Origin of the sequence: Janthinobacterium tructae, from assembly GCF_006517255.1 — a bacterium.
GTDB classification, from domain to species: domain Bacteria; phylum Pseudomonadota; class Gammaproteobacteria; order Burkholderiales; family Burkholderiaceae_D; genus Janthinobacterium; species Janthinobacterium tructae.
Window position 1 is genome coordinate 968,352 of sequence record NZ_CP041185.1, and the last position, 25,743, is coordinate 994,094.

The 25,743-nt window shown below is 66.1% G+C and carries 22 protein-coding genes and 1 pseudogene; 15 read left to right on the forward strand and 8 right to left on the reverse strand.

Annotated features, from left to right (window positions below; all coding sequences use genetic code 11):
• Positions 1 to 38 precede the first annotated feature (38 nt).
• The 6 genes and pseudogenes from FJQ89_RS04200 (at position 39) to FJQ89_RS04225 (ending at position 5,072) form a co-directional block, all read left to right on the forward strand.
• Positions 39 to 925 (forward strand): annotated as a pseudogene (locus tag FJQ89_RS04200) (LysR family transcriptional regulator).
• 108 nt (positions 926 to 1,033) lie between these two features.
• Positions 1,034 to 1,531, forward strand: coding sequence for a VOC family protein (locus tag FJQ89_RS04205; RefSeq protein ID WP_141169173.1), 498 nt, complete (start codon positions 1,034 to 1,036; stop codon positions 1,529 to 1,531).
• 113 nt (positions 1,532 to 1,644) lie between these two features.
• The gene (gene purT / locus FJQ89_RS04210) at positions 1,645 to 2,880 is read left to right on the forward strand and encodes a formate-dependent phosphoribosylglycinamide formyltransferase (protein ID WP_141169174.1); all 1,236 of its coding nucleotides are present in this window, start codon (positions 1,645 to 1,647) and stop codon (positions 2,878 to 2,880) included.
• Positions 2,880 to 3,317, forward strand: a complete 438-nt coding sequence (locus FJQ89_RS04215) for a DUF6678 family protein (protein WP_243136409.1) — start codon at positions 2,880 to 2,882, stop codon at positions 3,315 to 3,317. Before purT ends, FJQ89_RS04215 begins: the two co-directional genes overlap by 1 nt.
• A 16-nt stretch (positions 3,318 to 3,333) precedes the next feature.
• On the forward strand, positions 3,334 to 4,071 hold the full coding sequence (locus FJQ89_RS04220; RefSeq protein WP_141169175.1) for a hypothetical protein: 738 nt from the start codon (positions 3,334 to 3,336) through the stop codon (positions 4,069 to 4,071).
• A 200-nt stretch (positions 4,072 to 4,271) separates the two neighbouring features.
• The gene (locus FJQ89_RS04225; protein ID WP_141169176.1) at positions 4,272 to 5,072 is read left to right on the forward strand and encodes a hypothetical protein; all 801 of its coding nucleotides are present in this window, start codon (positions 4,272 to 4,274) and stop codon (positions 5,070 to 5,072) included.
• Between the two features lie 54 nt (positions 5,073 to 5,126).
• On the opposite strand, the gene FJQ89_RS04230 is transcribed toward FJQ89_RS04225, so the two are convergent.
• The 6 genes from FJQ89_RS04230 to FJQ89_RS04255 are packed head-to-tail and all read right to left on the reverse strand — an operon-like array spanning position 5,127 to position 9,843.
• Positions 5,127 to 5,828: an ABC transporter permease gene (locus FJQ89_RS04230; RefSeq protein ID WP_141169177.1), complete on the reverse strand. Its 702-nt coding sequence runs from the start codon at positions 5,826 to 5,828 to the stop codon at positions 5,127 to 5,129.
• Positions 5,825 to 7,126 carry a glycosyltransferase gene (locus FJQ89_RS04235; protein ID WP_243136410.1) on the reverse strand — a complete coding sequence of 434 codons (1,302 nt, stop codon included), beginning with the start codon at positions 7,124 to 7,126 and terminating at the stop codon, positions 5,825 to 5,827. The genes FJQ89_RS04230 and FJQ89_RS04235 overlap by 4 nt, the downstream gene beginning before the upstream one ends.
• Positions 7,120 to 8,013: a hydrolase 1, exosortase A system-associated gene (locus tag FJQ89_RS04240; protein ID WP_141169178.1), complete on the reverse strand. Its 894-nt coding sequence runs from the start codon at positions 8,011 to 8,013 to the stop codon at positions 7,120 to 7,122. The genes FJQ89_RS04235 and FJQ89_RS04240 overlap by 7 nt, the downstream gene beginning before the upstream one ends.
• Complete coding sequence (locus FJQ89_RS04245; protein ID WP_141169179.1) at positions 8,010 to 8,867, reverse strand: hydrolase 2, exosortase A system-associated; 858 nt, start codon at positions 8,865 to 8,867, stop codon at positions 8,010 to 8,012. Before FJQ89_RS04245 ends, FJQ89_RS04240 begins: the two co-directional genes overlap by 4 nt.
• Positions 8,864 to 9,109 carry an acyl carrier protein gene (locus FJQ89_RS04250; protein WP_141169180.1) on the reverse strand — a complete coding sequence of 82 codons (246 nt, stop codon included), beginning with the start codon at positions 9,107 to 9,109 and terminating at the stop codon, positions 8,864 to 8,866. Before FJQ89_RS04250 ends, FJQ89_RS04245 begins: the two co-directional genes overlap by 4 nt.
• Positions 9,088 to 9,843 (reverse strand): GNAT family N-acetyltransferase, encoded by a 756-nt coding sequence (locus tag FJQ89_RS04255; RefSeq protein ID WP_141169181.1) that lies wholly within the window; start codon positions 9,841 to 9,843, stop codon positions 9,088 to 9,090. Before FJQ89_RS04255 ends, FJQ89_RS04250 begins: the two co-directional genes overlap by 22 nt.
• Positions 9,844 to 10,029: 186 nt before the next feature.
• Here FJQ89_RS04255 and FJQ89_RS04260 point away from each other — a divergent pair, with 186 nt between their 5' ends.
• Genes FJQ89_RS04260 through FJQ89_RS04270 form a run of 3 tightly spaced genes read left to right on the forward strand, consistent with a single transcriptional unit; the run spans position 10,030 to position 14,812 of the window.
• On the forward strand, positions 10,030 to 11,628 hold the full coding sequence (locus tag FJQ89_RS04260) for an acyl-CoA ligase (AMP-forming), exosortase A system-associated (RefSeq protein ID WP_141169182.1): 1,599 nt from the start codon (positions 10,030 to 10,032) through the stop codon (positions 11,626 to 11,628).
• Positions 11,625 to 12,884, forward strand: coding sequence for a pyridoxal-dependent decarboxylase, exosortase A system-associated (locus FJQ89_RS04265; protein WP_141169183.1), 1,260 nt, complete (start codon positions 11,625 to 11,627; stop codon positions 12,882 to 12,884). The genes FJQ89_RS04260 and FJQ89_RS04265 overlap by 4 nt, the downstream gene beginning before the upstream one ends.
• Positions 12,881 to 14,812, forward strand: a complete 1,932-nt coding sequence (locus FJQ89_RS04270) for an asparagine synthetase B family protein (protein ID WP_141169184.1) — start codon at positions 12,881 to 12,883, stop codon at positions 14,810 to 14,812. The genes FJQ89_RS04265 and FJQ89_RS04270 overlap by 4 nt, the downstream gene beginning before the upstream one ends.
• On the opposite strand, the gene FJQ89_RS04275 is transcribed toward FJQ89_RS04270, so the two are convergent.
• A complete protein-coding gene (locus FJQ89_RS04275; protein ID WP_141169185.1) occupies positions 14,721 to 15,656 on the reverse strand; it encodes a polysaccharide deacetylase family protein in 936 nt (311 codons plus the stop codon). The two genes, FJQ89_RS04270 and FJQ89_RS04275, sit on opposite strands and share 92 nt — an antisense overlap.
• Complete coding sequence (locus FJQ89_RS04280; protein ID WP_141169186.1) at positions 15,653 to 16,951, reverse strand: putative O-glycosylation ligase, exosortase A system-associated; 1,299 nt, start codon at positions 16,949 to 16,951, stop codon at positions 15,653 to 15,655. Before FJQ89_RS04280 ends, FJQ89_RS04275 begins: the two co-directional genes overlap by 4 nt.
• A 137-nt stretch (positions 16,952 to 17,088) precedes the next feature.
• Between FJQ89_RS04280 and FJQ89_RS04285 the strand changes: the two genes are divergently transcribed.
• Genes FJQ89_RS04285 through FJQ89_RS04310 form a run of 6 tightly spaced genes read left to right on the forward strand, consistent with a single transcriptional unit; the run spans position 17,089 to position 25,728 of the window.
• The gene (locus tag FJQ89_RS04285; protein WP_243136411.1) at positions 17,089 to 19,173 is read left to right on the forward strand and encodes a glycosyltransferase; all 2,085 of its coding nucleotides are present in this window, start codon (positions 17,089 to 17,091) and stop codon (positions 19,171 to 19,173) included.
• Between the two features lie 15 nt (positions 19,174 to 19,188).
• Complete coding sequence (locus FJQ89_RS04290) at positions 19,189 to 20,670, forward strand: lipopolysaccharide biosynthesis protein (RefSeq protein ID WP_141169187.1); 1,482 nt, start codon at positions 19,189 to 19,191, stop codon at positions 20,668 to 20,670.
• A 2-nt stretch (positions 20,671 to 20,672) separates the two neighbouring features.
• Entirely contained in the window at positions 20,673 to 21,746 is a 1,074-nt protein-coding gene (locus FJQ89_RS04295) for a glycosyltransferase family 4 protein (RefSeq protein WP_243136412.1), read from the forward strand.
• Positions 21,736 to 23,295 carry an MBOAT family O-acyltransferase gene (locus FJQ89_RS04300; protein WP_141169189.1) on the forward strand — a complete coding sequence of 520 codons (1,560 nt, stop codon included), beginning with the start codon at positions 21,736 to 21,738 and terminating at the stop codon, positions 23,293 to 23,295. Before FJQ89_RS04295 ends, FJQ89_RS04300 begins: the two co-directional genes overlap by 11 nt.
• A 2-nt stretch (positions 23,296 to 23,297) precedes the next feature.
• A complete protein-coding gene (locus FJQ89_RS04305) occupies positions 23,298 to 24,488 on the forward strand; it encodes a hypothetical protein (protein ID WP_141169190.1) in 1,191 nt (396 codons plus the stop codon).
• 46 nt (positions 24,489 to 24,534) lie between these two features.
• Positions 24,535 to 25,728, forward strand: a complete 1,194-nt coding sequence (locus FJQ89_RS04310; RefSeq protein ID WP_141169191.1) for a hypothetical protein — start codon at positions 24,535 to 24,537, stop codon at positions 25,726 to 25,728.
• The last annotated feature ends 15 nt before the right edge of the window (positions 25,729 to 25,743 follow it).

Consider the following 25,743-nt stretch of genomic DNA (forward strand, 5'->3'; position numbering starts at 1 on the left):
CGAACATATCGGACAAAAATGTCGTGAATGGAGCGCGGATGGATAGCTTGGGTGGCATCGCCATGTTCGTGCAGGTGGCCGACAGCGGCAGTTTTTCAGCCACGGGCCGGCTGCTGGGCCTGTCATCGTCGGCCGTGGGCAAGAGCGTGGCGCGCATGGAAGTGCGACTGGGCGGCGCCTGTTCCAGCGCAGCACGCGGCATCTGGCGCTGACGGCGGAAGGAGAAAAATTCCTGCAGCGCTGCAAGCGCATCCTTGCGGAGGTGGCAGCGGCCGAGCGGGAATTGAGCGAGGCCAGCAGCGGGCCCAGCGGCCGCCTGCGCATCAGCCTGCCGCGCTACAGCGGCCTGTTCGAGCCGGCCATCGGCGCCTTCATGCAAGCCTATCCCACCATCGAACTCGACTTGGATTTCTCCGACGCCATGGTCAATATCGTCAGCGATGGCTTTGACGCGGCCGTGCGCACGGGCGAATTGGCCGACTCAGGCTTGATGCGGCGCAAACTGTGCACATTCCGCCGCCTGCTGGTGGCGTCGCCCGCCTATCTGGCGCGCCATGGCCGGCCCGTCGATGGCGCCGCGCTGCTGCGCCACGCGCGCCTGGATTACCGTTTTCCCGCTACGGGCCGCCTGGAACAGTGGCCCTTGCTGGACGAGGCTGTCCAGCCGGCGCCCGGTATGGTCTGCAACAGCGTGGAAATGCGCGTCTTCCTGGCCGTGCAGGGACAGGGCATCGCCTATCTGCCTGCTTTTGCCGTGCAGCGCGAGCTGGCGGCCGGGCAACTGGTCTCGCTGCTGGACGAGCATACGCAGGCGCATACGGCATTCTGGCTGCTGTGGCCGGCCAGCCGCCACCTGCCGCCGCGCTTGCGCGTGTTTATTGATTTCCTGGTGGAGCAGTTGCAGGATCGTAATTTTGGCGGCTGATGCCCGCGCCTTGGCCGCATTGCGCGCCATGGCCGCGCAATAGTGACTATATTGGTGGCTGTCCTTCCCGCGCGGGAAGGCATTCCTGTTTCGGACTAGGGAGACATCATGCATAGCGTACAAAAGATTACCCCATGTTTATGGTTCAACGGCAACGCCGAGGCGGCGGCCCGGTTTTATACGGAAATTTTTCCCAATTCCAGGATCGGCCAGATCCTGCGCTATGGCGAGGAGGGCAAGGAAATCCACGGCCAGGAGCCGGGCAGCGTGCTGACGGTGGCCTTCGAACTCGATGGCCAGACTTTCACGGGTTTGAATGGCGGCCCTTTGTTCCAGTTTTCCGAGGCGATCTCGTTTCAGGTCAATTGTGAAACCCAGGACGAGGTCGACCACTACTGGAAGCAGCTGTCTCAGGGCGGTCCCCCGGAAGCGCAGCAGTGCAGCTGGCTCAAGGACCAGTTCGGCGTGTCCTGGCAAATCGTGCCCACCCTCATGATGCGCCTGCTGACGGACCCCGACCCCGTCAAGGCCGGGCGCGTGATGAAAGCCATGATGGGCATGAAGAAAATCGACATTGACGAGATCAAGCGGGCGTACGCCGGTTAGTGCGGCCCGCTGGGCGCAGGGGGACGGCCGCACGCCAGCGGGCGCGCCCTGTCCAAGAGGGCCGGCATTTGTTATAGTCCCAGCCATCTTTCCATCCGCCTACAGATCCTGCCATGACCACTAGCACCATCACCAGCAGCACTATCGCGCCACGTACCTTCGGCACACCGCTGTCTTCCACCGCCATCAAAGTCATGCTGCTGGGCTCCGGCGAACTGGGCAAGGAAGTGATCATTTCGCTGCAGCGCCTGGGCGTGGAAGTGATTGCCGTCGACCGCTATCCGAACGCGCCGGGCCACCCGGTGGCGCACCGCTCGCATGTGATCGACATGAGCGACGGCGTGGCCCTGGCCGCGTTGATCGACCTGGAAAAGCCGGATCTGATCGTGCCGGAAATCGAAGCCATCGCCACCGAGACCCTGGCGGCGCTGGAAGCGGCCGGGCAGATCACCTGCATCCCGAACGCGCGCGCGGCCGTGCTGACGATGAACCGCGAAGGCATCCGTACCCTAGCGGCCGAAACGCTCGGCGTGGCCACCTCGCCATACCGCTTCGCCAGCAGCCTGCAGGAGCTGCAGCTGGCGTGCCAGGAAATCGGCTTTCCATGCGTGGTAAAACCCGTGATGTCGTCGTCGGGCAAGGGCCAGTCCAAGCTCGATGGCGCAGCTGACGTGGACGCGGCGTGGGCGTATGCGGCCAGCGGCAGCCGGGTCGACACGGGCCGCGTGATCGTCGAGGGCTTCATCGATTTCGATTATGAAATCACCCTGCTGACGGTGCGTGCTGTCGGCGCGTCGGGACAGATCGAGACGCAGTTTTGCGAGCCGATCGGCCACTTGCAGGTGCACGGCGACTATGTGGAATCGTGGCAGCCGGCCCGCATGGCGCCGCTGGCCCTCGAGCGTTCGCGCGAGATCGCGCGCAAGGTGACCGATAACCTGGGCGGCCTGGGGCTGTTCGGCGTGGAGCTGTTCGTCAAGGACGACATGGTGTGGTTCTCGGAAGTGAGCCCGCGTCCGCACGACACGGGCATGGTCACCATGGCCAGCCAGGTGCAGAGCGAATTCGAGCTGCACGCGAAAGCCATCCTGGGCTTGCCCGTCAACGTGGCGCTGCGTTCGCCCGGCGCCTCGGCCGTCATCTACGGCCAACTGGAAGCGAAAGGCATCGCCTTCGAAGGCGTGGCCGACGCCTTGAGCGTGCCGGGCGCGGACCTGCGCCTGTTCGGCAAGCCGGAATCGTTCGCCCGCCGCCGCATGGGTGTGGCCCTGGCCACGGCCGACGATATCGACACGGCCCGCGCGCGCGCCGTGCTGGCCGCGTCGAAGGTCAAGCCGGTGGCGAAATAGTGGCGGACGCCAGCCTGCCGCTGGCCGACGCCGGCGGCGACGACATCAAGCGCAAGCTGCGCGGCCACATCGCGCGGCGCAACCTGGCCGGCGCCGCCAACGACTGCAAGTGGAACGAGCTGCTGGCCTTCATGCGCGGGCGGACTGACTGGGTGCCGTCGTACCGCTACGGTTCCGTGTCCGGTTACGTCTCGCGCTGGGATACGGAATGGGACTACCACCCGCCGTTCCCCTTCATGGGCGTGGAATGGTTCGACATCGGCCTGACCTCGGAAGAACACGTGGCCATGCTGCTGCCAAAGAAAATCATCGACCATGGGGTGTGGATCGTGCCCGAACTGGAACGCATCGGCTTCGATTTCGAGGTGCGTGAGCGGGTAGCGCGCATCTGGGGCTATCTGCCCCGCAATTATCATGACTTCCCTCCCGCTGATTAATTCAAAGACCAATCTCATGCCTGAAAACGTTATCCCCCAAGTACCGCAACCTGACGACGCCGTCGTCGGCAAGGACGCAGGCGCACAGATGCTGGCCACGGCCTGCGCCGCGCGCGACGCCTTTTATGCCAGCCTGGGCACCGTAGATGCCGACGTGCTGGTGCCGCTGGTCAATCCCGCCTTCATGGGAGGCCCGCGCTGGCCATCGCTGCGCCAGGCCTGGCGCGTGATCCGCCGTGCCGATTCGATCATCATCGCCAGCGACGGCTTGAGCGATCCTTTTGAAGATGACGACGACGTGTTCGTGCCGCGCGGCCACCTGCTGGAAGTGTGCATCGAAGCGCCGCTGGCCGCCTTCGACAGCGCTCCCGCGCAGGCATCGTGGCTGTTCGACGTGATTTATCAAGTCAGCCAGAACGTGGCCGACCACGGCTCCATCGACTTGCTGCTGCAGCGCCACGGCAGCGTCTCGATGGCGCTGGACGTGCAGCATGCGCCAGAAGGGCTGGAAGACGAAAACGAACAGGTGGGCGTGCTGCTGGTCCAGGGCACAGCCACGCTTCCCCCATCTTTCGACACGCCCTATGGCGAGGTGATGCTGCTGACCGCCACCGTGCTGCAGCCGGCCGAACTGGCGCACATCGGCGAAGCCGCCGACAAGGCGCAGTCGCGGCGCGACCTGGCCGCCGCGCTGGCCGCCTCGCCGACCGGGCATTGGAGCGTGGCCGAGCGGCCCGCCGTCATTGTCCGCTAGCTAGCGTCATCCTTTGACGGCGGGTGGTGCCAACTTTCCGTCCCACCCTATATTGCCGCGCTTTTGCCGCGCTTGCCATCTTTGAATAATCCACATCTCTAAATAGTATTCAAATATTCAAATTAACTTGTTTCTTATTTATAAAGACAAGGTATAATTTCCACATGGAAATTTTTTGAATATAATTAAAGGCGCTATTCATGAAGAGTTGGCTGTCGAAGAAAATCCAGGATGCTGGCATTTCTGAAAAAATGCAAAGCGCGGTTGCTGGTGGCAAGGGATGGATATCGGAGAAAGTGGATAATTCCGAAATTCTGGACAAGGTCCAGGGGAAAATTACGGAAGGCAAGGAATGGGCCGCTGATAAACTTGATTCTTCCGATGCCTACGCGGCGATGCAGCAAAAGCTGGCGGCGAGCATTGATGGCGCCTTTGAGTCCGTGATCGAATCGAAACGCAAAGCCCTGCCATCGGCTGAGTCTGCCATGAGCACGGATGTGGATTACATTATCAAGAAGTGTGCAATGGAAAATGCCGCCATTGCTGGTGGTTCCAGTCTGATTCCCGGGCCGTGGGGCATGGTTGCCGTGGTGCCAGAAATTGCCTTGGTGATCAGGAATCAAATTTCCATGGTGTACGATATTGGCGCAGCCAATGGCAAGGCGGCCGAGATCAATAAGGAATTGCTCGCGGCAATAGTATTAAGTGCCATGAGTAATGGTGTCGCAGGCTTGATGGTAATGCATGGCGGGAAAGTACTGATACGGCGCTCGTCGTTGAGAGTATTCAAGAAGATCGTTACATTACTTTCAGGGAAAGTCACGCAGCAGGCTTTGAAATCCTCTATCAGCAAATGGTTGCCTGTGATTGGCGCTGCTTTCATGGCCTGGATTACCAACCAGATGACCCAGAATATAGGCCGGCGTGCCAATGAGATTTTTCAGAAAGAAATAGAAATCTCGGACGTGGAAATCGCCGAGGCCGACGTGGTTGACGTCTGATGGGCATGGCGGCCCGATACCGGCCAGCCGGGATTTTAAGCGGCCTCCAGGCCATCATTCTTCGCCAGCGGGCGTTTCGTCCGGTGGCACCGGTTCGGCGGCGGGCGTAACGGCCGCGGCCGGTACCGGTACCGGTACCGGCGCCGGTTCTTTCCACTTGCCCGCCGCCTTCAGCTTGTTCTTCAGCCCCGGCAGGGGAAAACCCAGCGCATAGGCTTTTTGCGCGTGCGCGCTGGCCTTCTCGTATTCCTTCTTTTTCACATACATCAAGCCCAGGTTGTACTGGATGGTGGCCTGCTCGGGCGCCAGGCGGCTGGCCGCGTCCAGCTGTTCCAGCGCCATGGCATCCTGGCCCGTGGCCAGCAGGTAGCTGCCATACACCATGCGCGCCGTCACGTCGTGCGGCGCGAAGGCGATCGCCCGTTCGAAGTAGCAGCTGACGGTGTAGCGTGCGCCATGTGGCTGCGCGCTTTTCAGGCGCAAGCCCAGCTTGGCCATCGAGGCCAGCGCCCGGTGGTGGTTCGGGAAGTGTTCCAGGGTGTAGCTGATGTCGCCGCCCAGGCTGCCCGTCATGCCTTGCGTGAGCGTTTCCACGGCGCGCGAAAAATGGAATTGTTCGACCACGGACAGGTCCTTGCGGTCTTCCGCGTTCGTGTAGTCGCCGCCCGTGGTGCCCTTGACGTAGGGCGGGCAGTCGGCGGCGCCGGCGCCGGCGCAGCAGGCTGCCAGGGCGCAGGCAAGTATCAGGTGTTTCATGCTGTTCTCCTGTGGCTGACCTGGTCCAGCAAGTCGGCCAGGGCGTTGCTGCGGGCTTGCCGCGATTGCAGGGCGATGGCGGCGGGACTGGCCAGCGGCGCGCGGCCCTGGCGCGCCAGTTCCAGGAAGCGCAACAGCGCGCGCGCGCAGTCGGCGCTGGACGCCAGCTGGCCGATGGTGTCGATGCCGCTGTGGCGCAGCTTGGCCGCGCTGTCGCCCGCCAGGTCGGTCAGCGCCAGGATGGGCCGGCGGCAGCGCAGGTATTCATACAGCTTGGCGGGAATCTGCGCATTGCAGTTGGCCGCCTGCAGCAGCAGCAAGCCGTCAGCGGCCAGCATTTCCTGCAGCGCCGCGCCGTGCGGCTGCAGCGGCTCCAGGCGCACCAGATCGAGGATGCCGTATTTCGCCAGCAGGCAGGCCAGCCATGCGTCGTGGCCCGTGGCGCGCAGCACCAGCTGGAAATTGCGCGCATGCAGTACGCCGTCGTGACGCAGCTTGGCCAGCGCCTCGAACAGCGCTTGCGGATCGCGCTCGGACGGGTAGATCACGCCGCTGTGCAGCAGCAGGAAGCGGCTGCGGTGGCCCGTGCGCGCAGGGCTGCCGTCATGGCCGTCTTCGTCGTAGCCGTTCTCGATCAGGCAGAAGCGCTCGCGCCCCACCTGCGCCAGGCGCCTCCGGTGCGCATCGATGGCGCCCGGCGTGGTGCAGACGATGGCCGCGCTGCGTGCCGCAATGCGCTGTTCTATCCACGCATGCATGCGGTGCAAACGCACTTCGGACGGATACGGCGCCAGCGGGTCGCTGTCATCGAGCATGGGGTCGCGCTGGTCGGCGATCCAAGGCAGGCCGCTGAGTTTTTGCAGGGTCAGCGCGATCAGGTGCGCCGTGGCGATCGGGTACGTCGACCAGATGGCATCGGGGCGGTATTCGCGGATCATGCGCAGGCCGGCCGGCACGGCGCTCAGCCACCAGGAACTCCAGCGGTCGGGCAGGGCCAGGCAGCGCGGATAGCGCCCACCGATGGAGAAATGGCGCGCCGCGTCCAGCGCCAGGGTGCGCCGCACGGTGGCGCGCTCCCCGATCTGCGCCAGCTGGGACACGCCTTTCTGCGCATACGCGGCAGGGCTGGGACTGAGCACCAGCGGCTGCCAGCCGCAGTCGGGCAAATGGCGCGCGAAGCCCAGGGTGCGCAGGATGCCGCTGCCGCCGGCGAGCGGCGGAAAATGGTAGGCGACCATCAGCACCCGTTTTGGTCGGGCCGCGTTCGGTCGGGCCGCGTTCGGCGTGAGCGCTACCATGACTGCAGCCAGCGTGCGCACAGCTGTTCGACTTCGCCGCGCCAGGCGGCGCTGGCGAAGGTGTGGTTGGCGCCATCGACCTGCGCCTGCGTCCATTGCGCGCGGGCGGCGACGGCGCGCCAGGCCCCGTCGCCATGGAGCAGGGCTTGCCACTCGCGCGCACCGAGGTCGTCGCCGCTGAGGATCAGCAGCACCTTGCCCTGGAATTGCGTCAGCGCCCGCAGCAGGGCCGGCGCGGGCGCATCGTCTTCCTGCGCTTCCTGCGTCTGCGCCAGCGTGGCGGCGGCCGCCTGCCGCAGCGACGCCAGGCTGGCGCCCGTGCGTACGCCGCCGCTGGCCAGCTTGCGCCAGAACGCGCCTTGCAGCAGGCGCGGCAAATAATAATGGCGCAAGGTGGCGCGCGCCAGGCCGGCGCTGCTGCGCACCCACGGATTGAGCAGGATCAGGGCATAGACGCGCGCATCGCGTGGCGCATGGCAGGCGGCCGCCGTGGCGCCGTCGCACAAGCCCCACAGCACCACTTCGCGCAAGGTTGGCACGGCGTCAAAGAATTGCGCCAGCGCGCCGGCGATGTCGGGACCGGCGGCGCGGTAATCGCGCGCGCTACCCTCGCTGTCGCCCATGCCGCGCAAGTCGAAACGCAGCACGGGCCAGCCTTGCGCGGCCAGGGCGCGGGCCAGCAGGACGAACTGGCGATGGCTGCCGACCCGGTACTGCGGGCCGCCCGTGACGATCAATATGCCGCGTGGGCCCGGTGCGGCGGGCAGGCTGAGGATGCCGACCATGCGCGCCTGCGCTTCAGCGTCTTCGGCCGCGCTGCGAAAGCGCAGGGGCAGCTCGCGCACGCCGTGTCCTGCGAGGTGCTGCTGACTGCTGTCGCGCTTCATGGCGGCGTCCTTTCCTCGTCGAGCCAGTCGCGGCACAGGGTGCGCGTGGCGGCCAGCAGTTGCGGACACGCCAGCAGCTCGCCGCTGTGCCAGAACGGGCCGTCGCCGAAGCTGGCCACGTGCACGGCGGCGCCCTGTTCGCGCCAGTGCCGCGCCAGCGGCGGCAACGGTGCGCCGGCTTGCTCCGGTGCCTGGTAATCGAGCCAGTAGACTGGCACGGAGGGCGGCAGCGCCGCTGCGCTGGCGCCATCGATGGCCAGCGCCAGCTCGGGCGCCAGCAGGTAGCCGGCCACTTCCACAGATTCACCCTGCGCCAGGGCGGCGCGCGCATGGCCCGGTGCTTCGCGCATGCCGCCGGCCAGCATGCTGGTCGCCAGGCGCAGGCGCAGGAAGCGGTCGATGCTGCGCCGTCCATCGGTTTCCGGCTGCCATAGCAGCAAACGCGCCAGCGGCAGCGGCGCGCGGCTGGCGAAATCGAGGGCCAGCAGGGCGCCCAGGCGCAAGCCCCACATCGTCAAGGGGCCGTCGACGCGCTGCGCCAGCCACGCGCAAGCCAGGTGCAGGTCGTTGTGCCAGATGTCCCAGCGCGCTTCGCTGAAGTCGCCGCAGCTGTCGCCGCAGCCAAACAGGTCGATCTGCAGCACGCTGTAACCCAGGGCGGCAAAGGCGCGCGCCTGCGCGGCGGCTACGTGGCGGCTTTTATTGAGTTCTTCCGCGAACGGATGCACGTAGAGAATGCCGCCGCGCGCGCTGCGGCCCGGCGGCGGCAGGTGCAGCAGGCAGTAGCGCTGGCCGCCGCTGGCGGGCAGGAAAAAAGGCAGCAGCGGCAGTGCGTCGACGGCGGCGCTGTTCATGGCCGCAGCTGTGCAAACACGAAGTCGTGCAGGGTGCCCACGGTGGCGAAGTGGCGCGCGTGGATGTCGTCGTCGGCGACAATGATGCCGAAATGGTCTTCCAGCGCGGCGATCACGCCGATCACGGCCATCGAGTCGAGTTCCGGCACGCTGCCCAAGAGCGGCGTGTGCTCTTCCAGCGCGCGCCCGTTCAAGCCCAGGGTGGTGTCGAGGATGCGTTTTACTGCTTCAAGATGCGGCATGTCAGCTCCAGGGAAGGGTAGTGCGGCAGGGACGACGTATCGAAGGCCAAGCAGGGGATGTCGTCCGGGCGGCGCGACAGGTGGACATATGGCGGCAGGCTGGCGGCCATCCATTGCCAGCGCCCGCAGCGGATAAAGGTGGCCGTGCCCAGCGCGTGCGTGCCCAGGCGTGCATGGGCGCCCAGCGAGGCGCGGTTGAAACGCGAAATGCGGCTGCACGACCAGCGCACGCCCTGCGCGTGCAGCACGGCGTTGGCTTCTTCCCACAGCCGGGCGAAGACCAGGCCGGCGCGCTGCTCGGGATGCACCCACACGTCCAGATCCCACGACGACTGCTGCGAGGCCAGCGCATAGCGGGCGCGCACCTCGTCTTCCTGGCAGCCGTGGCGCAGCAGCCAGATCCAGCCGGCCATGCCTGACTTGTCACGCGCCACCAGGCATTGCGCACCTTGCCGGTAGCGTTCGCGCAGCGCGCCGGGGCGGCGCTCGGGACCGGGCGGCAAGTCCGCCTCCGCCAGGCAGCGCATGACGGTGATGGCCTGGCCGCGGCCGCGGCATAGCGAACCGGGCGCCACTGCCTGCGCGACGAATTGATAACGATATAGCGCGCAGCGCCCGCCCGGCACGCGTGCCAGCAAGCGTGCCACGGCCAGCCAGGCGCTGTCGCGCCAGCCCAGCTGATCGAGGCTGGCGCTCAGCCGTTGCAGCAGGGGAAATTGTGGAAACAGGGCCATGGCAGTAAGGGATGAGGCGGCTATGCAGCCAACGCTGTCCATTAGAGCGCAGCGGCCAGCGGCGGTCTTGCGCCGGCTCAAGCTGTGTTGCTGAAACTGTTAATTGATCAAAATCAAGACCGTTGTGGCCGTTTGTCTGAATCATAGGGGAATGCATGGCAATCATGGCAACCCGGGGACGACACGATGGCGACACTGATACATGACCTGATCTTCGAGACGGCGCAGCGCGCGGCCCACGCGCCGGCCCTGGCCTGGCAGGGCGAAGAAACAAGCTATGGCGCGCTGGCACAATCCGTGCGCGAAGTGGCTGGCACCTTGCTGACCCTGGGCTTGCGGCGTGGCGCGCGCGTGGCCGTGTACCTGGAAAAACGCCCGGAAAACGTCAGCGCCATGTTTGGCGCGGCGGCGGCCGGCGGCGTGTTCGTGCCCGTCAATCCGCTGCTCAAGCCGGACCAGGTGGCGTATATCCTGGCCGATTGCAACGTGGCCATCCTCGTTACCTCGCGCGAACGCCTGGCGCAGCTGGGCCCCGCGCTGGCCGCCTGCCCGGAATTGCAGACGGTGCTGCTGACAGGCGAAGGGGAGACGGAATCGCAACTGGGCAAGGTACGGCTGCTGGCGTGGCGTGGCCTGTCCGCCGCGCCCGCACTCCCACTGCTGTGGCATACGGCGATCGACACGGACATGGCCGCCATTTTATATACCTCGGGCAGCACGGGGCGGCCGAAAGGCGTGGTGCTGTCGCACCGCAACATGCTGGCCGGCGCGCTCAGCGTGTCCGGCTATCTGCGCAACACGCCGGACGACCGTATCCTGTGCGTCCTGCCGCTCAGTTTTGATTACGGCCTGAGCCAGCTGACGACGGCGTTTGCCAGCGGCGCCTGCGCCGTGCTGATGAATTATCTGCTGCTGCGCGACATCGTCGAAGCCGTGGAGCAGGAAGCCATCACGGGCCTGGCCGCCGTGCCACCGCTGTGGGTGCAGCTGTCGCAGCTGAGCTGGCCGCTGTCCACGCCCTTGCGCTACATCACCAATTCGGGCGGCGTGATGCAGCGCTCCACGCTGGACAAGCTGCGCGAATCGCTGCCGCGCACGCAGGTCTACCTGATGTATGGCTTGACGGAAGCGTTCCGTTCCACCTATCTGGCGCCGGAACAGCTGGAGCGGCGCCCCGATTCCATCGGGCAAGCGATCCCGAATGCGGAAGTGCTGGTGCTGCGCCCCGACGGCAGCGTGTGCGACGCCGATGAGCCGGGCGAACTCGTGCACCGTGGCGCGCTGGTGGCGCTGGGCTACTGGAACGATGCGGCGCGCACGGCCGAGCGCTTCAAGCCGCTGCCGCCGCAGGCCAGCGGCCTGGTGCTGCCGGAACTGGCCGTCTGGTCGGGCGACACCGTGCGCCGCGATGCGGATGGCTATCTGTACTTCGTGGGCCGCAGCGATGACATGATCAAGACCTCCGGCTACCGGGTCAGCCCGGCCGAGATCGAGGAAGTCGCGTATGCAAGCGGACTGGTGGGTGAGGCGGTCGCGCTGGGCCTGCCCCATGCCGTGCTGGGCCAGGCCATCGCCTTGCTCGTCACACCCGCGCCGGGCACGCAATTGTTGCGCGACAAGGTGCTGGCCGCCTGCCGCGCCCGCTTGCCCAGCTATATGGTGCCGCTGTGGGTAGATATCCGCGACGGCGTGCTGCCGCGCAATCCGAATGGCAAGATCGACCGTCCCTTGCTGGCCAGGGAACTGGCGCGTGCGTATGCGGTCCAATCAGGAGAGGTGGCATGAAGGATTTGATACGCTCGAACAGTACGCCATTGCCGTTGCACTCGTCCCTGGGCCAGCAGTTTGCCGTGGACAACGACATGCTGCAGGTCGGCGGCGTATCGTTGCAGCGGCTGGCCCAGAGGGTGGGCAGCACGCCGTTCTATGCCTATGAGCGCGCGCATATCATGCGCCGCGTGGCCGAACTGCGCGCCGCCTTGCCGGCCGGAGTGCACCTGCATTACGCCATGAAGGCCAATCCCATGCCGGCCGTGGTGCAGTCGCTGGCGGGCCTGGTCGATGGCATCGACGTGGCCTCGGGCGGCGAACTGGCCACCGCGCTCGATACGCCCATGGCGGCCGAACGCATCAGTTTTGCGGGACCGGGCAAGCGCGACGGCGAGCTGGCGCGTGCCGTGGCGGCGGGCGTCTTGATCAATGTAGAGTCCGGCGGGCAGCTGGAAAGGACGGCGCTGGCCAGTGAACGGCTGGGCGTGACGGCCAGGGTGGCCGTGCGCGTGAATCCCGATTTCGCCCTGCGCCGCACGGGCATGCGCATGGGCGGCGGCGCGCAGCCGTTTGGCGTCGATGCGGCCCTGGTGCCGGCACTGCTGGGCCGCATCGGCCAGCTGGGCCTGGATTTCCACGGCTTTCACCTGTATGCGGGCTCGCAAAGCCTGTCGGCGACGGCCCTGGCCGAAGCGCAAGCCCTCAGCGTGCAGCTGGCGCTGCAGCTGGCCGACAGCGCGCCGTCACCCTTGCGCACCCTGAATATCGGCGGCGGCTTCGGCGTGCCGTATTTCCCCGGCGACCAGGCGCTGGACCTGGCGCCAGTGGCGGACGGCTTGCAGCGGCAGCTCGGTCTCCTGGCGCAGGCGGCGCCCGGCGCGCGCCTGAACCTGGAACTGGGCCGTTATCTGGTGGCCGAGGCCGGTATCTATGTGTGCAAGGTCATTGAGCGCAAGCTATCGCATGGGCAAGTGTTTCTCGTCACGGATGGCGGCTTGCATCACCATCTGGCCGCTTCCGGCAATTTTGGCCAGCTGATCCGCAAGAATTACCCGGTCGCCATCGGCAACCGGCTGCACGGCGGGGTGCGCGAAGTGGCATCCGTCGTGGGACCGCTGTGCACGCCGCTGGACGTGCTGGCCGACCAGATGGAGCTGGCGCGCGCCGAGGAGGGCGACCTGGTGGTGGTGTTCCAGTCGGGCGCCTATGGCTTGACGGCCAGCCCGACGGCCTTTCTCGGCCATCCTTTGCCGGCCGAGGTGCTCGTATGAGCGGCCTGTGCGGTTGGCTGGCGCCGGCGCAGAGTGTTGCGCCAGCCGATGGCGCGGCGCGGGTCGCCCTGGCCGGCATGGCCGCGCCCCTGTCGCGCTTCGATGGCGCGCCCCTGGCCGCCAGCTTGAGCGAAGTGGGCGGCGTGGCCGTGGCCGCCATCGACGGCAGCCGCCATGTATATCAGCAAGATGGCTTGCAAGTGGCCATCTGGGGCCGGCCCGTGCTCGACGGCTCGGCCGACGACGTGGCGTCCCGCCTCGCGTCCCTGTGGCTGAGCCGGGGCGTGGCCGCCTGCGCCAGCCTGTCCGGACCTTTCTGTTTGACCATCCTCGACGCCTTTTCCGGCTCGGCCCTGCTGGCCGTGGACCGTGCCGGCATCCACCCCCTCAGCTATGCGAGCAATACGCAAGGCCTGTTTTTTGCCTCCTCGATGGATGCCTTGCTGGCCCATCCGTCCGTGCGCGGCGCGCTCGATCCGCAAGCGCTGTATCACTACCTGTATTTCCACATGGTGCCCGGCCCGGGCACGGCTTACCTGGGCCAGCAGCGCTTGCTGCCCGGCGAATACCTGCATGTGCGCGGCGGCAGGCAATGCAAGGGCAGCTACTGGCAGCTGGCCTTCCAGGAGCCAGGCGCGGCGCGCACGCGAGCCAGCTTTGCCGCCAACAAGCAGGAATTCCTGCGCCTGCTGCGCCAGGCCGTGGAAAGCAGCCTGGGCAACGACAGCGCCAGCACGGGCGCGTTTCTCAGCGGCGGCACCGACAGTTCCACCCTGGCCGCCATCATAGGGCAGGTGACGGGCCGGCCCGCGCGCACGTATTCCATCGGTTTTGACGCTCCCGGCTATGACGAAATGGCGTATGCGCGCCTGGCCGCCAGCCACGCGGGCAGCATCCACCACGAACGCTACGTGACTCCAGACGACGTGCTGGCCGCGATCCCCGCCATGGCGGCCATCTTCGACCAGCCTTTCGGCAATGCCTCGGCCATTCCCGCTTACTATTGCGCGCAGATGGCGCGCGACGATGGCGTGACGCGGCTGCTGGGCGGCGATGGCGGCGACGAATTGTTTGGTGGCAATGAGCGCTACGCGCACCAGGCCTTGCTGTCGCAGTACGAGCGCTTGCCCGTCATGCTGCGCCAGGCCATCATCGAGCCGCTGCTCTTTCGCCAACAAAGGGGCAAGCCGTGGCGCTTGGGCGACAAGGCGCGCCGCTACATCGAGCAGGCGAGCCTGCCGCTGCCAGCCCGCCTCGACGGCTACAACCTGCTGCTGCGCCATGGTCATCGCACGGTGCTGGAAGCGGGCTTTATCGATACCATCGAGCCGGGCATGGCGCCCGGCTGCGTGAATGGCGCGTATTGGGAGCGCCAAGGCCAGGGCTTGAGCCAGATCAATCAGTTGCTGGCGCTGGACATGCGCTTTACTTTGGCCGACAACGACCTGTTCAAGGTGCGCAAGGCGTGCGAGCTGGCGGGCGTGGAAGCGGCCTTTCCCTTTCTGCACGACGCGATGGTGGCGTTTGCGTCGCGCCTGGCGCCGCGCGACAAGCTCGACGGCAGGCAGCTGCGGCCCTTCTTCAAGCGGGCGCTGGCGGAAATCCTGCCACCGGCCATCGTGCGCAAGAAAAAGCACGGCTTCGGCTTGCCTTTTGGCCAGTGGCTGCACAGTCACGCGCCGCTGCGCGAATTCGCCTTTGACAACCTGACGCAACTGCGCGGGCGCGGCATCGTGCGGCCCGCCTTCATCGACGATTTACAAGGACGCTTGCTGGCGGAACACCCGGCCTATCACGGCACCATGGTGTGGTTGCTGCTGATGCTGGAACAGTGGCTCAGCCAGCATCCGGGCGCGCTGGGTGCGCTTGCCGGCGGTTTTGCCGCAAGCGCCACAGAAACGCCAGCCGTCCTCGATCCCACGGCGTAAAGCGGGGCAGTTGCAGCAAGTCCAGTCCCGCACCGGGGCGCGCCACGCCCCAGTCCGTCGCCACGGCCGCCGTGAAACCCAGGCTGCGCACCATCGCCACGTGTGGCGCGCCATAATCGCGCCCGGCCTTGCCGTTCGGATACGCAAACGCGGTGACGGGCGCCTGTATCAAACTTTCCAGCTGATGCTTGCCGTTGGCGATGTCGAGCCACGCCTCCCGCTCCGGCAAGGTGGACAATATCGGGTGGCTCATCGTATGCGCACCCAGTTCCATGCCTGCCGCCTGTAATTGACGCAGCTGCGCCGTGCTCAGCATGGCTGGCGCTCCGGCCGTGGCGCCCGCCTGGCGGCGGATCTGCATGGCTAGCTGCTGGCGCCGGTCGAACGGCAGGTACTTGAGCTGGCCCAGCAAGGTGGCAATGGCCGCTTGCCGCTGCGCCAGATTGGCGACGGGCAGGCAGTCCAGCCCGAGTTCGCGCAAGTCGAGCACAGGAGCTGGCGCCTGGCGCACGGCCTCGATCACCGTGTCGTTCCACATTTGTCCGCCGTCCAGGTAGCCCGTGGCGATAAAAAACGTGGCGTGCAAGCCGTGGCGCTGCAGCAGCGGCAGGGCCACTTGCGCATTGTCGGCATAACCGTCGTCAAAGGTGATGCAGGCGGCGCGCGCGGGTAGGCTGCCATCTTGCAGCCGCTGCACCGCCTCGGCAAGGGGCAGCGGCGTATGGAAACGTTTTACAAGGCGCAGCTGGCGCCCGAACAGGGCCGCATCGACTTCACCGGGAAACAGCGGGTCGGGCCGCGCCAGCACGCGGTGATAGATCAGGATGGACAAGGTGGCGCTCATGGCTGTTCCGCGACGGCGGCCCGGGCCTCGGCCTTGGCCCGGGCCTGGCGCGATGTCGGGGCCGGTGCCTGCCGCTCGACGATGATGCGCGTGGCGATCAGGGCGGCCATCAGGTAATACGGCATGTCGAAATACAGCAGGCTGAGGAAGGCGCCGCCCACGGCAAAGCCGATCAGGCTGGCCTGGCTCATGGTGGCCAGGCCGTGCGCCCAGCGCAGTTCCGGCTGGCCCCGCGTGCGGCGGATGATGACGGCCGCCGTGCGCCAGGTGGCGACGCCCAGCGCCAGGTAAATCAGCAAGCCGACGAAGCCGTGTTCGCCCAGCACCTGGAAGTAGATGCTGTGCGCCGCGTGCACATCCATGGGGTTGGGCGCGTAGCGGGCAAAGATGGCGGCATCGGACACGTCGAAGCCGCCGCCAAGAAAACGGTCGCGCGCCAGGTTCCAGGCCATGCGCCAGGCATTCAGGCGGCCCATGGCGGACACGTCATCCTGATAGGTGTTGATGGTGTCCATGCGTTCGGTCCAGCGCTCGGGCATGAAGGCCAGCAGCAGGGGCGCGACGGCGCCGAGCAGCGCGCCCAGCACCAGCTTGCGGTCGCTTTTCAGCCACATGAACAGGCCCATGGCGGCAATGGCCAGCAGGCCGCCGCGCGAATACGAGCCCAGCGCGGCCAGCGCCGACAGCAGCATCGCCGCCGACAAGCCATGGCGCAGCCAGCGTTTGTCCGTGTTTTGCTGCAAATAGTACATGAGGGGGATGGTGATGATCAGGGCCAGGGCCAGCGCATTGTTATCACCAATGAACGTATCTTCCGGTCCCCAGACCCGTTCCGTGCCGCCGCTGCGGATGGTGAAGATGCCGCCTTTCACGCCGTAATAGCCGATCGAGCCCACCAGCACCCAGATCAGGCGCACGATGTCGCGCCGCGTGCGTATCACCATCATGATCACAAAGCTCATCAGCATGATCTTCATGACCTTGTTCCACTGCACCCACGACGCTTCCGGCAACAGGGCGAACGGCGCCGTGACATTCATCCACCCGACGAACAGCAGCAGCAGCACGCTGACGGGCGTCAGCGGCAGGCTTTTCGGCTCGCGCGTCATCACGAGGCTGAGCATGGTGGCGATGGCGATGATGAAGGCGAACGGCAAGTGGGTGGCAAAGCCCCAGGCTTGCGTGTGCGGATTCATCACGCTGACCCATACCCACATCAGGCCGCCGATGGCCGGTGACTTCAGGATGAAGGGCAGCGAACCGAGGATGATGATGGTAATCAGTATGTCGCGCATGAAGGGGGACGCTCCTGGTTTTGCCCGGCTTGGCAAGCTCTTGATGCCTGTCAACGGGCTGGCGGGCAGGCTCAGTACACTGGATCAATACTGCTTGATGCATAGTTTTGTCATGGTAAGACCAAGGAGGCATGTCCTTGTTGACCGTTCTCATGGCGACCTACAATGGCGCCGGCACTTTGCCCCAGGTCTTGCGCGCCTACATGGCGCTGCGTTCGCCCGCTGGCGGCTGGCGCCTGGTCATCGCCGACAATGGCAGCACGGACGCCACGGCCCAGGTGATCGCCGCCTTTCGCGGCCGCTTGCCCTTGAGCTATATCTACGTGGCGCGGCGCGGCCGCAGTCCCGCCCTGAACGGCGCCGTCGAACACGCCTTGCGCTCAAACGGCGATGGCGGCGAGCTGTTCGTGTTTGGCGACGACGACGCCATGCCCGTATCCGACTGGCTGTGCCGCTTGCAGGACTGCGCGCGCGATCACCCCGGCTATGCGCTGTTCGGCGGCGCCATCGTGCCCGCCTGGCGGGAAAAGCCGGCCGACTGGCTGCTGCGCCTGACGCCCGTTGGCTTGACGTGGGGCATTACCAGTCCCGACCTGCGCGACGCCCCCATCTATCCGGGCCTGGTGTGGGGCGCCAACATGGCGATACGCCGCCGCATCTTCGAGGCGGGCGCCCGCTATGACGAAAGCATCGGCCCGCAGGGGGCCAATTACGCCATGGGCAGCGAAACCCGCCTCAACCTGGAAATGCATGCGGCGGGCAATCCTTCCTGGTTCTGTCCGCAAGCCAGGGTGGCGCACATCATCCGCGTCCCGCAAGTGCAGCGCGCCTGGATACTGCGCCGCGCCATGCTGTTTGGCCGGGGCCAATGCCGGCTTGCGACCTTCGCGCCCAGCGTGGAGTTTCTCGGCGTGCCGCGCTGGATGCTGGGCCGATACGTGCGCGAGTCGCTCGGCGCCGTGCGGGCCTGGCTGCGGCGCGACCGGGCCGAGCTGTTCCTGCGCCAGTGGGAACGCGCTTGGCTGCGCGGTTTCTTTCATGAAGCGTGGCGGGGACGGCGCAAACGCCTGCCGCGCATCGTCATCAGCAGTTATTCGGGCGAGCTGGGCGGCATGGAGCTGCGCATGGCGCAAGAGGCGAAGATGCTGGGCGCGAGCGGCTATGACAGCGTGCTGGCGCTGCGGCGCTTTCCCGGTTTTGCTGCCTGGGCGCAAGACTTGCGCGCAAGGCAGATGCAAGTGCGCGTGTACGAGCCGCCCTTGTTTCTCGAACACTGGGCGTGGCGCCGCTGGAATTGGCTGCGCGCCAGAGTCACGGGCGCCTGGCGGCTGCGGCGGCTGCGGCCGGACCTGGTCCACGTGGCGTTTTGCTGGACGGCATATGGCGCTTCCATCCTGTGGCTGGCGCGGCAATGCCGACTGCCGGCCGTGATCAGCGTGCACAACGCGTTTCCCCTGGAAACCTTCAGCGACTGGCAGCGGCCCCGGCTGGAAGAGGCGTTTCGCAGCGTCAAAGGCGTGTATGCCGTGTCGGACTCGGCCATGCGGCATTTCCTCGACCTGTACCGCGACATGCTGGCGCCGCAAACGCGGCTGGCCGTGATTCCCAACGGCGTCGATACGGACACTTTTACTGTTTCGCCCGAACGGAGAGTCTTGGCGCGCAAGCAGCTCGGGCTGCCGCCGGATGCGCTCGTGCTCGGCTGCGTGGCCAGACTCTCCGCGCAAAAGCGTCCGCAAGCGCTGCTGGCCCTGTTCGCCAGGCTGGCGCCGCAGTTCCCCAACTTATATGTAGTGCTGGTGGGCACGGGGCCGCTGGACGCCATGCTGCGGCTGCAGGCGCAGCAATCGGGTTTGCAGGACAGAATCGTGTTTGCCGGCTTCCGGCAGCGCGTCGAGTTGCTGATGCCCGCCTTCGACCTGCACGTGCTGCTGAGTAAAAACGAGGGCTTCGGCATCGCCACGATTGAGGCCATGGCGTGCGGCGTGCCGGCCGTGGGGACGGATGTGCCGGGCACCCGCGATATTCTGCACGATAGTGAAGGCGGCTTGTTGCTGCCGCTCGATGACGAGCACGCCGCCTGCGCGGCCGTGGCCAGGTTGCTGGTCGATGCACCCCGGCGCGCCCGCATGGGACGGCTGGCGCGCGAAGAAACCGTGCAGCGCTATTCGATGCCGCGCCTGGAACGCCAGTTGCGCCAGTTCTATGCCGGCCTCGTGTAGGCGCGGGCGGCCCGCATGAGCGCCACCCGTCATTCGTTTCTGTTTTCGTTTGCCGAGAAATACACGGTGCTGCTGCTCGGCATCATCGCCACCATGGTGCTGTCGCGCCTGTTGACGCCGGCCGAGGTGGGCGTGTATTCGCTGGGCGCCGTGCTGGTGGCGCTGGCGCAAGTGGTGCGCGATTTCGGCGTGGGGCAATACCTGATCCAGGAAAAGCAGCTCGATGCCGTGAAACTGCGCGCCGCGCTGGCCACCAGCCTGCTTGTCGCCTGGCTGCTGGCGGGCCTGGTGCTACTGGCCAGTGCGCCGCTCGCGCATTTCTATGGCGAACCCCGGTTGACCCACGTGCTGCGTTTGCTGTCGATTAACTTCCTGCTGATCCCGTTCAGCGCCTTGACACTCCCCATGTTGCGCCGGCAACTGCGCTTTCGCGCCATTTACGCCATCAATGGGGCCAATAGTGTGGTCAACCTGCTGGTGGCCGTGCTGCTGGCGCTGCAGGGCTACAGTTATATGAGCATGGTATGGGCGGCGCTGGCCGGTTCCTGCGCCTCGCTGGCAGTCAGCCTGCTGGTGCGGCCCCGCGAACTGCCGTGGCTGCCGGGACGGTGCGGCGTGGGCGATATCGCCCGTTTTGGCGCCTATGCGACGGGTGGCAGCCTGGTCGATGAGGCGGGGGTGGCGGCGCCGGACCTGATCATCGGCAAGCTGATCGGCATTGAAAGCCTGGCCCTGTTCGGCAAGGCGCAAAGCGTACTCAATATCTTCAACCAGGCCATCACCAGCGCCATCTCGCCTGTGGTGTTTCCCCTGTTCGCGGCGCGCGCGCGCGAAGGGGGAGGACAAGGGGAAAAGGGCGGGGCGGAGCTCGTGTATTTGCGCACGATCAGCTACATGACGGCGCTGGCCTGGCCGTTTTTTCTCTTCCTCGCCTGCATGGCTTTGCCCCTGGTCAAGGTGTTGTATGGCACGCAATGGCTAGGATGTGTGCCCTTGATCCGCATCATGTGCCTGTCCTCGGCCGTGTATAGCATGTTCAGCATGGCCCGCTACCTGTTCGTGGCGACGGGCCAGCTGCATGCGCAGGTGCGGCTCGATGCTTGGGCGGGCGCAAGCAAAGTGGCGCTGCTGCTGGCTGCGGCACCATTCGGCCTGGTGGCCGTGGCCTGGGCCGTGGTGCTCAGCAATGTGCTGCGCAGCTGGCTGGTGTATGGCTGCCTGCGGCGCTTGAGCGCGCTCGACTGGCGCACCCTGGCGCGGGCCGTGCGCAAAAGCCTGCTGCTCTGCGGCGTGAGCGGCGTGGCGCCCCTCGCTGCGCTGCTGTGGCTGCCTGTTGATACGCCGGCGCTGCTGGCGCTGACGGGCACGGCGCTGGCTACCTTGTTGTGCTGGCTGGCGGGCCTGTTCCTGTTGAAACATGAACTGGCCGGAGAATTCTTGTTGTTGCAACGCAAGCTGGCCGGCCGCTGGCTGGCCGTCAAATGCACGAAAGGATGACCATGCGTGTCGGTATCTTGTCCTACCCGATGCTGTTCCAGCGCGACGGCGGCTTGCAGATCCAGGTACGCGAAACCATTGCCGCGCTGAACCGACTGCCCCAGCAAGCTGCGCGGCCCCTGGAAGTGCAGCTGGTCGACGCCAACCATCAGCGACTGGCCGATTTCGACGTACTGCACGTGTTTTCGGCGAGCAATGGCACCTACCGCATCATGGAAATGGCCAGCGAGCAAGGCGTGCCCGTGGTGCTGTCGCCGCTGCTGTCGCCCGGCTGGGGCCGTGCCAGCGCCTGGCGCGCGCGGCTGGCCGACCGGCTGGCAGGGCGCCTGACGGAGTGGATGGTGCAAACGAGCTATGCGCAAACGCGGCGCGCCCTGCAACTGGCCGACGTCGTGATCGCCCTGGGCGAGGCTGAGCGCGACGCCATCGCGCAAGGTTTCGGCATGGAGGCGGAGGCCATCCGCGTCTTGCCGAACGGGGTCAATCCGCATTTCTTCACGGCCAATGGCGACCTGTTCCTGCGCGAAACAGGCATCGCCGGGCCATTCGTGCTGATGACGGGCAGCATTTCACCATATAAGAACCAGCTGGGGCTGGCCCAGGCGCTGGCAGGGGCCGGCTTGCCCCTGGTGCTGATCGGCGCCGCGCCGCGCGAACAGCAGGCGTATCTGCAGCAGTTGCTGGACTTGCCGCACGTCAGCTGGCTCGGCGCGCTCGACCACGCCGACCCGCTTCTGGCCAGCGCCTACCATGCGGCGGCCGTGGCGGCCTTGCCCAGCCAGGGCGAAGTGTTTCCGCTATCCGTGCTGGAAGCGCTGGCGGCCGGCACGCCCGCCGTCATGACGGCGCAAAGCGCGCTGGACTTGCCCGATTCCGCGTTCGCGCTGCGCAAGGTGGCCTGGGACGATGGCCCCGCGCAGCGCCAGGCCATCCTCGACTTGCTGGCGCTGCCGCCCGAGCGCGCCCGCGTGCAAGCGCTGGTGGAACGTTTTACGTGGGAGCGGGTGGCGGCGCAGATTGCCGAGTGTTACTACCAGCTGCAGTCCTTGCCTGCCAGGAGGCAACATGCTGTTTAACTCCTTCGCCTTCCTGTTCGGCTATCTGCCCATCGTGCTGGCCGGCTATTTTCTGCTGGACCGATTGACGTCCTCCGCCAGCTGGCGCCTGGCGCCAGCCGTGTGGCTGGCGCTCGCCTCGCTGTTCTTCTATGCCTGGTGGGACGTGCGCTATTTGCCGCTGCTGCTGGCGTCGATCTGCGTCAATTACGGCGCCGGCCGCCTGATCGGTGCGCGTGCGGGCGCGGCCCGCAAGCGCGTGCTGGTGGCGGCCCTGGCGCTGAACCTGGGCTTGCTTGCCTACTATAAATATGCGAATTTCTTCATCGACAGCGTCAACGCAGTCGCCGTGGCCGCCGGTGCTGGCGCTGGCAGCCTGCCGTGGTCCGGCCTCGACATCATCCTGCCGATCGGCATCTCGTTTTTCACCTTCACGCAGATCGCCTTCCTCGTCGATTGCTACCGGGGCGAGGTGCGCGAGTACCGTTTCATTCATTACGTGCTGTTCGTCAGCTATTTCCCCCATTTGATCGCCGGCCCCGTGCTGCACCACCGCGACATGATGCCGCAGTTCGCCGATCCGGCCAACGCCCACCCGCGCGCCGCCAATTTCGCCATCGGCCTGTCGATCTTTACCATCGGACTGGCCAAAAAAGTGCTGATCGCCGACAACCTGTCGCCACTGGCCATGCCCGTCTTCGCGGCCGGGGCCACACCCACCCTGATCGAGGCCTGGATCGGCGTGCTGGCCTACACCTTCCAGCTGTATTTCGACTTTTCCGGCTATTCGGACATGGCCATCGGCCTGTCGCGCCTGTTCGGCGTGAAATTGCCGCTGAACTTCAATTCGCCGTACAAGGCGGCCAATATCGCCGATTTCTGGCGCCGTTGGCACATGACCTTGTCGCGTTTCCTGCGCGATTACTTATATATTCCCCTGGGCGGCAGCCGCCACGGCGAAGCCATGCGCTACCGCAACCTGATGCTGACCATGCTGCTGGGCGGCTTGTGGCATGGCGCCGGCTGGACCTTCGTCATCTGGGGCGGCTTGCACGGCCTGTACCTGGTGCTGCAGCAGGCGTGGCAACGGGTCTTTGGCGCGGCGCCGGGGTACTGCTGGCTGCGCTGGTGGCCCGGCGTGTTGACCTTTCTTGCCGTCATGCTGGCCTGGATCTACTTCCGCGCGCCCGACGTGGCCACGGCCTGGGACATCAGCGGCGCGCTGGTGGGCGCGAATGGCGTGAGCCTGCCGCGCGGCCTGGCCAGCCATGCGGCCAGCCTGGCGCAATGGGGCTTGCACCCCGCGTTCGACGGCATCCGCTGGATCGAACTGGCGGGGCCGGGCTTGCCCGTGCTGCTGGGCGCCATGTTGCTGGCTTTCAAGGCGCCCAACACGCAAGAAATATTCTTTCTGTACGAGCCTGCCATTGAAAGAATATTTCAACCTTCAGGGCACTGGGCCTTCAGCTGGCGCCCCACGCGCCGCTGGAGCGTGGGCTTTGCCGCGCTGTTCGTCGCCTGCATCTTCGGGATGAACCGCGTTACCGAATTTCTCTACTTCCAGTTCTGAGCATGGACACTGCCGGCCGCCGCTATCTTGTCTGCTTCCTCGCCTGCGTCGCCCTGGTGCTCGGCGCCGTCTCGTTCATGAATTACCAGGTCGACCCCTACCTGCTGCACCAGTGGGACAGTCCCTTGCTGCAGCGTCCGCGCCAGCTGAACGAAAAGCTCGGCGCCTGGGCCAAGACCTATGCCGTGGCGCGCTACCGGCCGGCCATCATCTACATCGGCAATTCGCGCACGGAAATGGGCTTGCCGACGGGCGTGCGTGCCATGTTCGACGGCAAGAGGATCTTCAACAGCGCCGTCTCTGGCGCCTCGATCGGCGACGCTATCCGCCTGGCCGAGCATGCGGCCAGGGTCAGCCGCGTCGAGACCATGGTGTGGGGCATCGACGCGCCCACTTTTTCCCTGGACATGGGCGCGGCGCGCGTGGAAGACAGCCTGACGGGCGCCCGGCACGGCTTTTTCGTCCAGCGCGCCTTGGTCAACCTGAAGCGCGGCCTGACCTTGGACATGACGCAGGACAGCGTGCGCATCCTGACAGGCCATGCCGGCGATACCTGCCGCTCCAACCTGGCCGTGTACGGGCAGCGCGACGAGACGTGCACCCTCAAGGGCATCAAGCACTGGCTCGGCACCAAGGACGCCATTCCCGTGCGGTTGCAGGAATTCGGCGACGGCCTGGGGCCGACACCGCCCTCGACACCAGCGCTCGACGCCAGTATCGGCAAGCTGTGCCGGCCAGGCATGCGCCTGCGCCTGTACATCAACCCCACGCACGCGCTGACCTTGTACGCGCTGCACTTGCGCGGCAAGTGGGATGCCATGCAGGCCTGGCAACGCGCCCTGGTGCAGGTCATCGAACGCCACCGCAGGCAGGGCTGCGACGTGCGCCTGCATGATTTTTCCGGCTTCAACAGCATCACGAGCGAAGCGACCCCGCTCGTCAGCGGCAAGCCCGACATGCATTATTACTGGGAAGTGTCGCATTACCGGGACAACGTGGGCCGCTTGATCCTGGCGCGTCTGTTCGGCGGCGGCACGCCGCCGCCGGCCGATTTCGGCGTCGAGCTGACGCAGGCCAACATCGACGCCCACCAGGCGGCCACGCGCGCCGCGCGCGAGCGCTATCGCGTGGAACACGCGCGCGAGGCGGCCTATGCGCAGCGGGTGCTGGACGGGCCGCTGATCCGGCGATGATGCAAAGCCACACAAATACGCCATTTTTCACCTTCCAATGCTGATCATGGACACTTCCGCCCGCCGCTACCTCGCCATCTTTTTTGCCTGCGTACTGGCCGCGCTGGCCCTCGTTTCGGCCGTGAATTACCACGTCGACCCGTACTTGCTGCACCAGTGGGACAGCCCGCTGCTGCAGCGATTGCGCCCGACGACGGAAAAACTCAGCGTGTGGGGCAAGACATATGCCGTGGCGCGCTACCGGCCCGCCGTCGTGTATATCGGCAACTCGCGCACGGAAATGGGCTTGCCGGCGAACAGCGCGCGCACCTTATTTGAAGGCAAGAGCGTCTTCAACAGCGCCGTCTCGGGCGCCTCGATCGGCGAGGCCATGCGCCTGGCCGAGCACGCGGCCAGGGTCAGCCATGTCGACACCATGGTGTGGGGCATCGACGCCCCCTCGTTCTCGCTGGAACTGGGCTCGGCCGGCGTGGAACCGGGCCTGACTGATGGCGGCCCCGCGTTCTTCGCGCGGCGCGCCTTGCTCAATATCAAGCGCGGCCTGACTGTCGACATGACGCGCGACACCTGGCGCATCCTCAGCGGCAGCTATGACGGCGTTTGCCTGTCCAGCCTGGCGCTGCACGGCCAGCGCGACGAGTCCTGCCTCACCAGCCGCAACCGTACCTGGACCGGTACGGCGCGCGCCTTCACGCCGCGTCTGCAGGAATTCAGTGACGGCCTGGGGCCGACCGAACCTGCGCTGCGCGCCTTCGACGCGAGTGTCGGCAAACTGTGCCGGGGCGGCACGCGCTTGCGCCTGTACATCAATCCCACGCATGCGCTCACGCTCGACGCCCTGTACTGGCGCGGCAAGTGGGACGCCATGGAAACATGGCAGCGCGACCTGGCGCAGATGGCCGGGCGCTACCGGCGCCAGGGCTGCGACGTGCGCCTGTTTGATTTTTCCGGCTTCAACAGCATCACCAGCGAAGCTATCCCGCAGGTGACGGGCGCGCGCGACATGCGCTATTACTGGGAAGCATCGCACTACCGCGACAATGTCGGCCGCTTCATCCTCGCGCGCCTGTTCGGCGGCCCTGAGCCGGTGCCGGCGGACTTCGGCGTCGAGCTGACGGAAACGGGCATCGCGGCCCACCATGCGGTCACGCGCGCCGCGCGCGAGCGCTACCACGTGCAGCACGCCGAGGAAACGGCGTATCTGCGCCACGTGCTGACCTTGCCCCGCGAACCCAGATAGGCGATCAACGGTGCC

Excerpts from the sequence above, each read along its gene's own strand:
- FJQ89_RS04205 (WP_141169173.1), top strand. The coding sequence starts at position 1,034 with ATGCATAGCGTACAAAAGATTACCCCATGTTTATGGTTCAACGGCAAC.
- purT (WP_141169174.1), top strand. The coding sequence starts at position 1,645 with ATGACCACTAGCACCATCACCAGCAGCACTATCGCGCCACGTACCTTC.
- FJQ89_RS04220 (WP_141169175.1), top strand. The coding sequence starts at position 3,334 with ATGCCTGAAAACGTTATCCCCCAAGTACCGCAACCTGACGACGCCGTC.
- FJQ89_RS04225 (WP_141169176.1), top strand. The coding sequence starts at position 4,272 with ATGAAGAGTTGGCTGTCGAAGAAAATCCAGGATGCTGGCATTTCTGAA.
- FJQ89_RS04230 (WP_141169177.1), bottom strand. The coding sequence starts at position 5,828 with ATGAAACACCTGATACTTGCCTGCGCCCTGGCAGCCTGCTGCGCCGGC.
- FJQ89_RS04235 (WP_243136410.1), bottom strand. The coding sequence starts at position 7,126 with ATGGTAGCGCTCACGCCGAACGCGGCCCGACCGAACGCGGCCCGACCA.
- FJQ89_RS04240 (WP_141169178.1), bottom strand. The coding sequence starts at position 8,013 with ATGAAGCGCGACAGCAGTCAGCAGCACCTCGCAGGACACGGCGTGCGC.
- FJQ89_RS04245 (WP_141169179.1), bottom strand. The coding sequence starts at position 8,867 with ATGAACAGCGCCGCCGTCGACGCACTGCCGCTGCTGCCTTTTTTCCTG.
- FJQ89_RS04250 (WP_141169180.1), bottom strand. The coding sequence starts at position 9,109 with ATGCCGCATCTTGAAGCAGTAAAACGCATCCTCGACACCACCCTGGGC.
- FJQ89_RS04255 (WP_141169181.1), bottom strand. The coding sequence starts at position 9,843 with ATGGCCCTGTTTCCACAATTTCCCCTGCTGCAACGGCTGAGCGCCAGC.
- FJQ89_RS04260 (WP_141169182.1), top strand. The coding sequence starts at position 10,030 with ATGGCGACACTGATACATGACCTGATCTTCGAGACGGCGCAGCGCGCG.
- FJQ89_RS04265 (WP_141169183.1), top strand. The coding sequence starts at position 11,625 with ATGAAGGATTTGATACGCTCGAACAGTACGCCATTGCCGTTGCACTCG.
- FJQ89_RS04270 (WP_141169184.1), top strand. The coding sequence starts at position 12,881 with ATGAGCGGCCTGTGCGGTTGGCTGGCGCCGGCGCAGAGTGTTGCGCCA.
- FJQ89_RS04275 (WP_141169185.1), bottom strand. The coding sequence starts at position 15,656 with ATGAGCGCCACCTTGTCCATCCTGATCTATCACCGCGTGCTGGCGCGG.
- FJQ89_RS04280 (WP_141169186.1), bottom strand. The coding sequence starts at position 16,951 with ATGCGCGACATACTGATTACCATCATCATCCTCGGTTCGCTGCCCTTC.
- FJQ89_RS04290 (WP_141169187.1), top strand. The coding sequence starts at position 19,189 with ATGAGCGCCACCCGTCATTCGTTTCTGTTTTCGTTTGCCGAGAAATAC.
- FJQ89_RS04295 (WP_243136412.1), top strand. The coding sequence starts at position 20,673 with ATGCGTGTCGGTATCTTGTCCTACCCGATGCTGTTCCAGCGCGACGGC.
- FJQ89_RS04300 (WP_141169189.1), top strand. The coding sequence starts at position 21,736 with ATGCTGTTTAACTCCTTCGCCTTCCTGTTCGGCTATCTGCCCATCGTG.
- FJQ89_RS04305 (WP_141169190.1), top strand. The coding sequence starts at position 23,298 with ATGGACACTGCCGGCCGCCGCTATCTTGTCTGCTTCCTCGCCTGCGTC.
- FJQ89_RS04310 (WP_141169191.1), top strand. The coding sequence starts at position 24,535 with ATGGACACTTCCGCCCGCCGCTACCTCGCCATCTTTTTTGCCTGCGTA.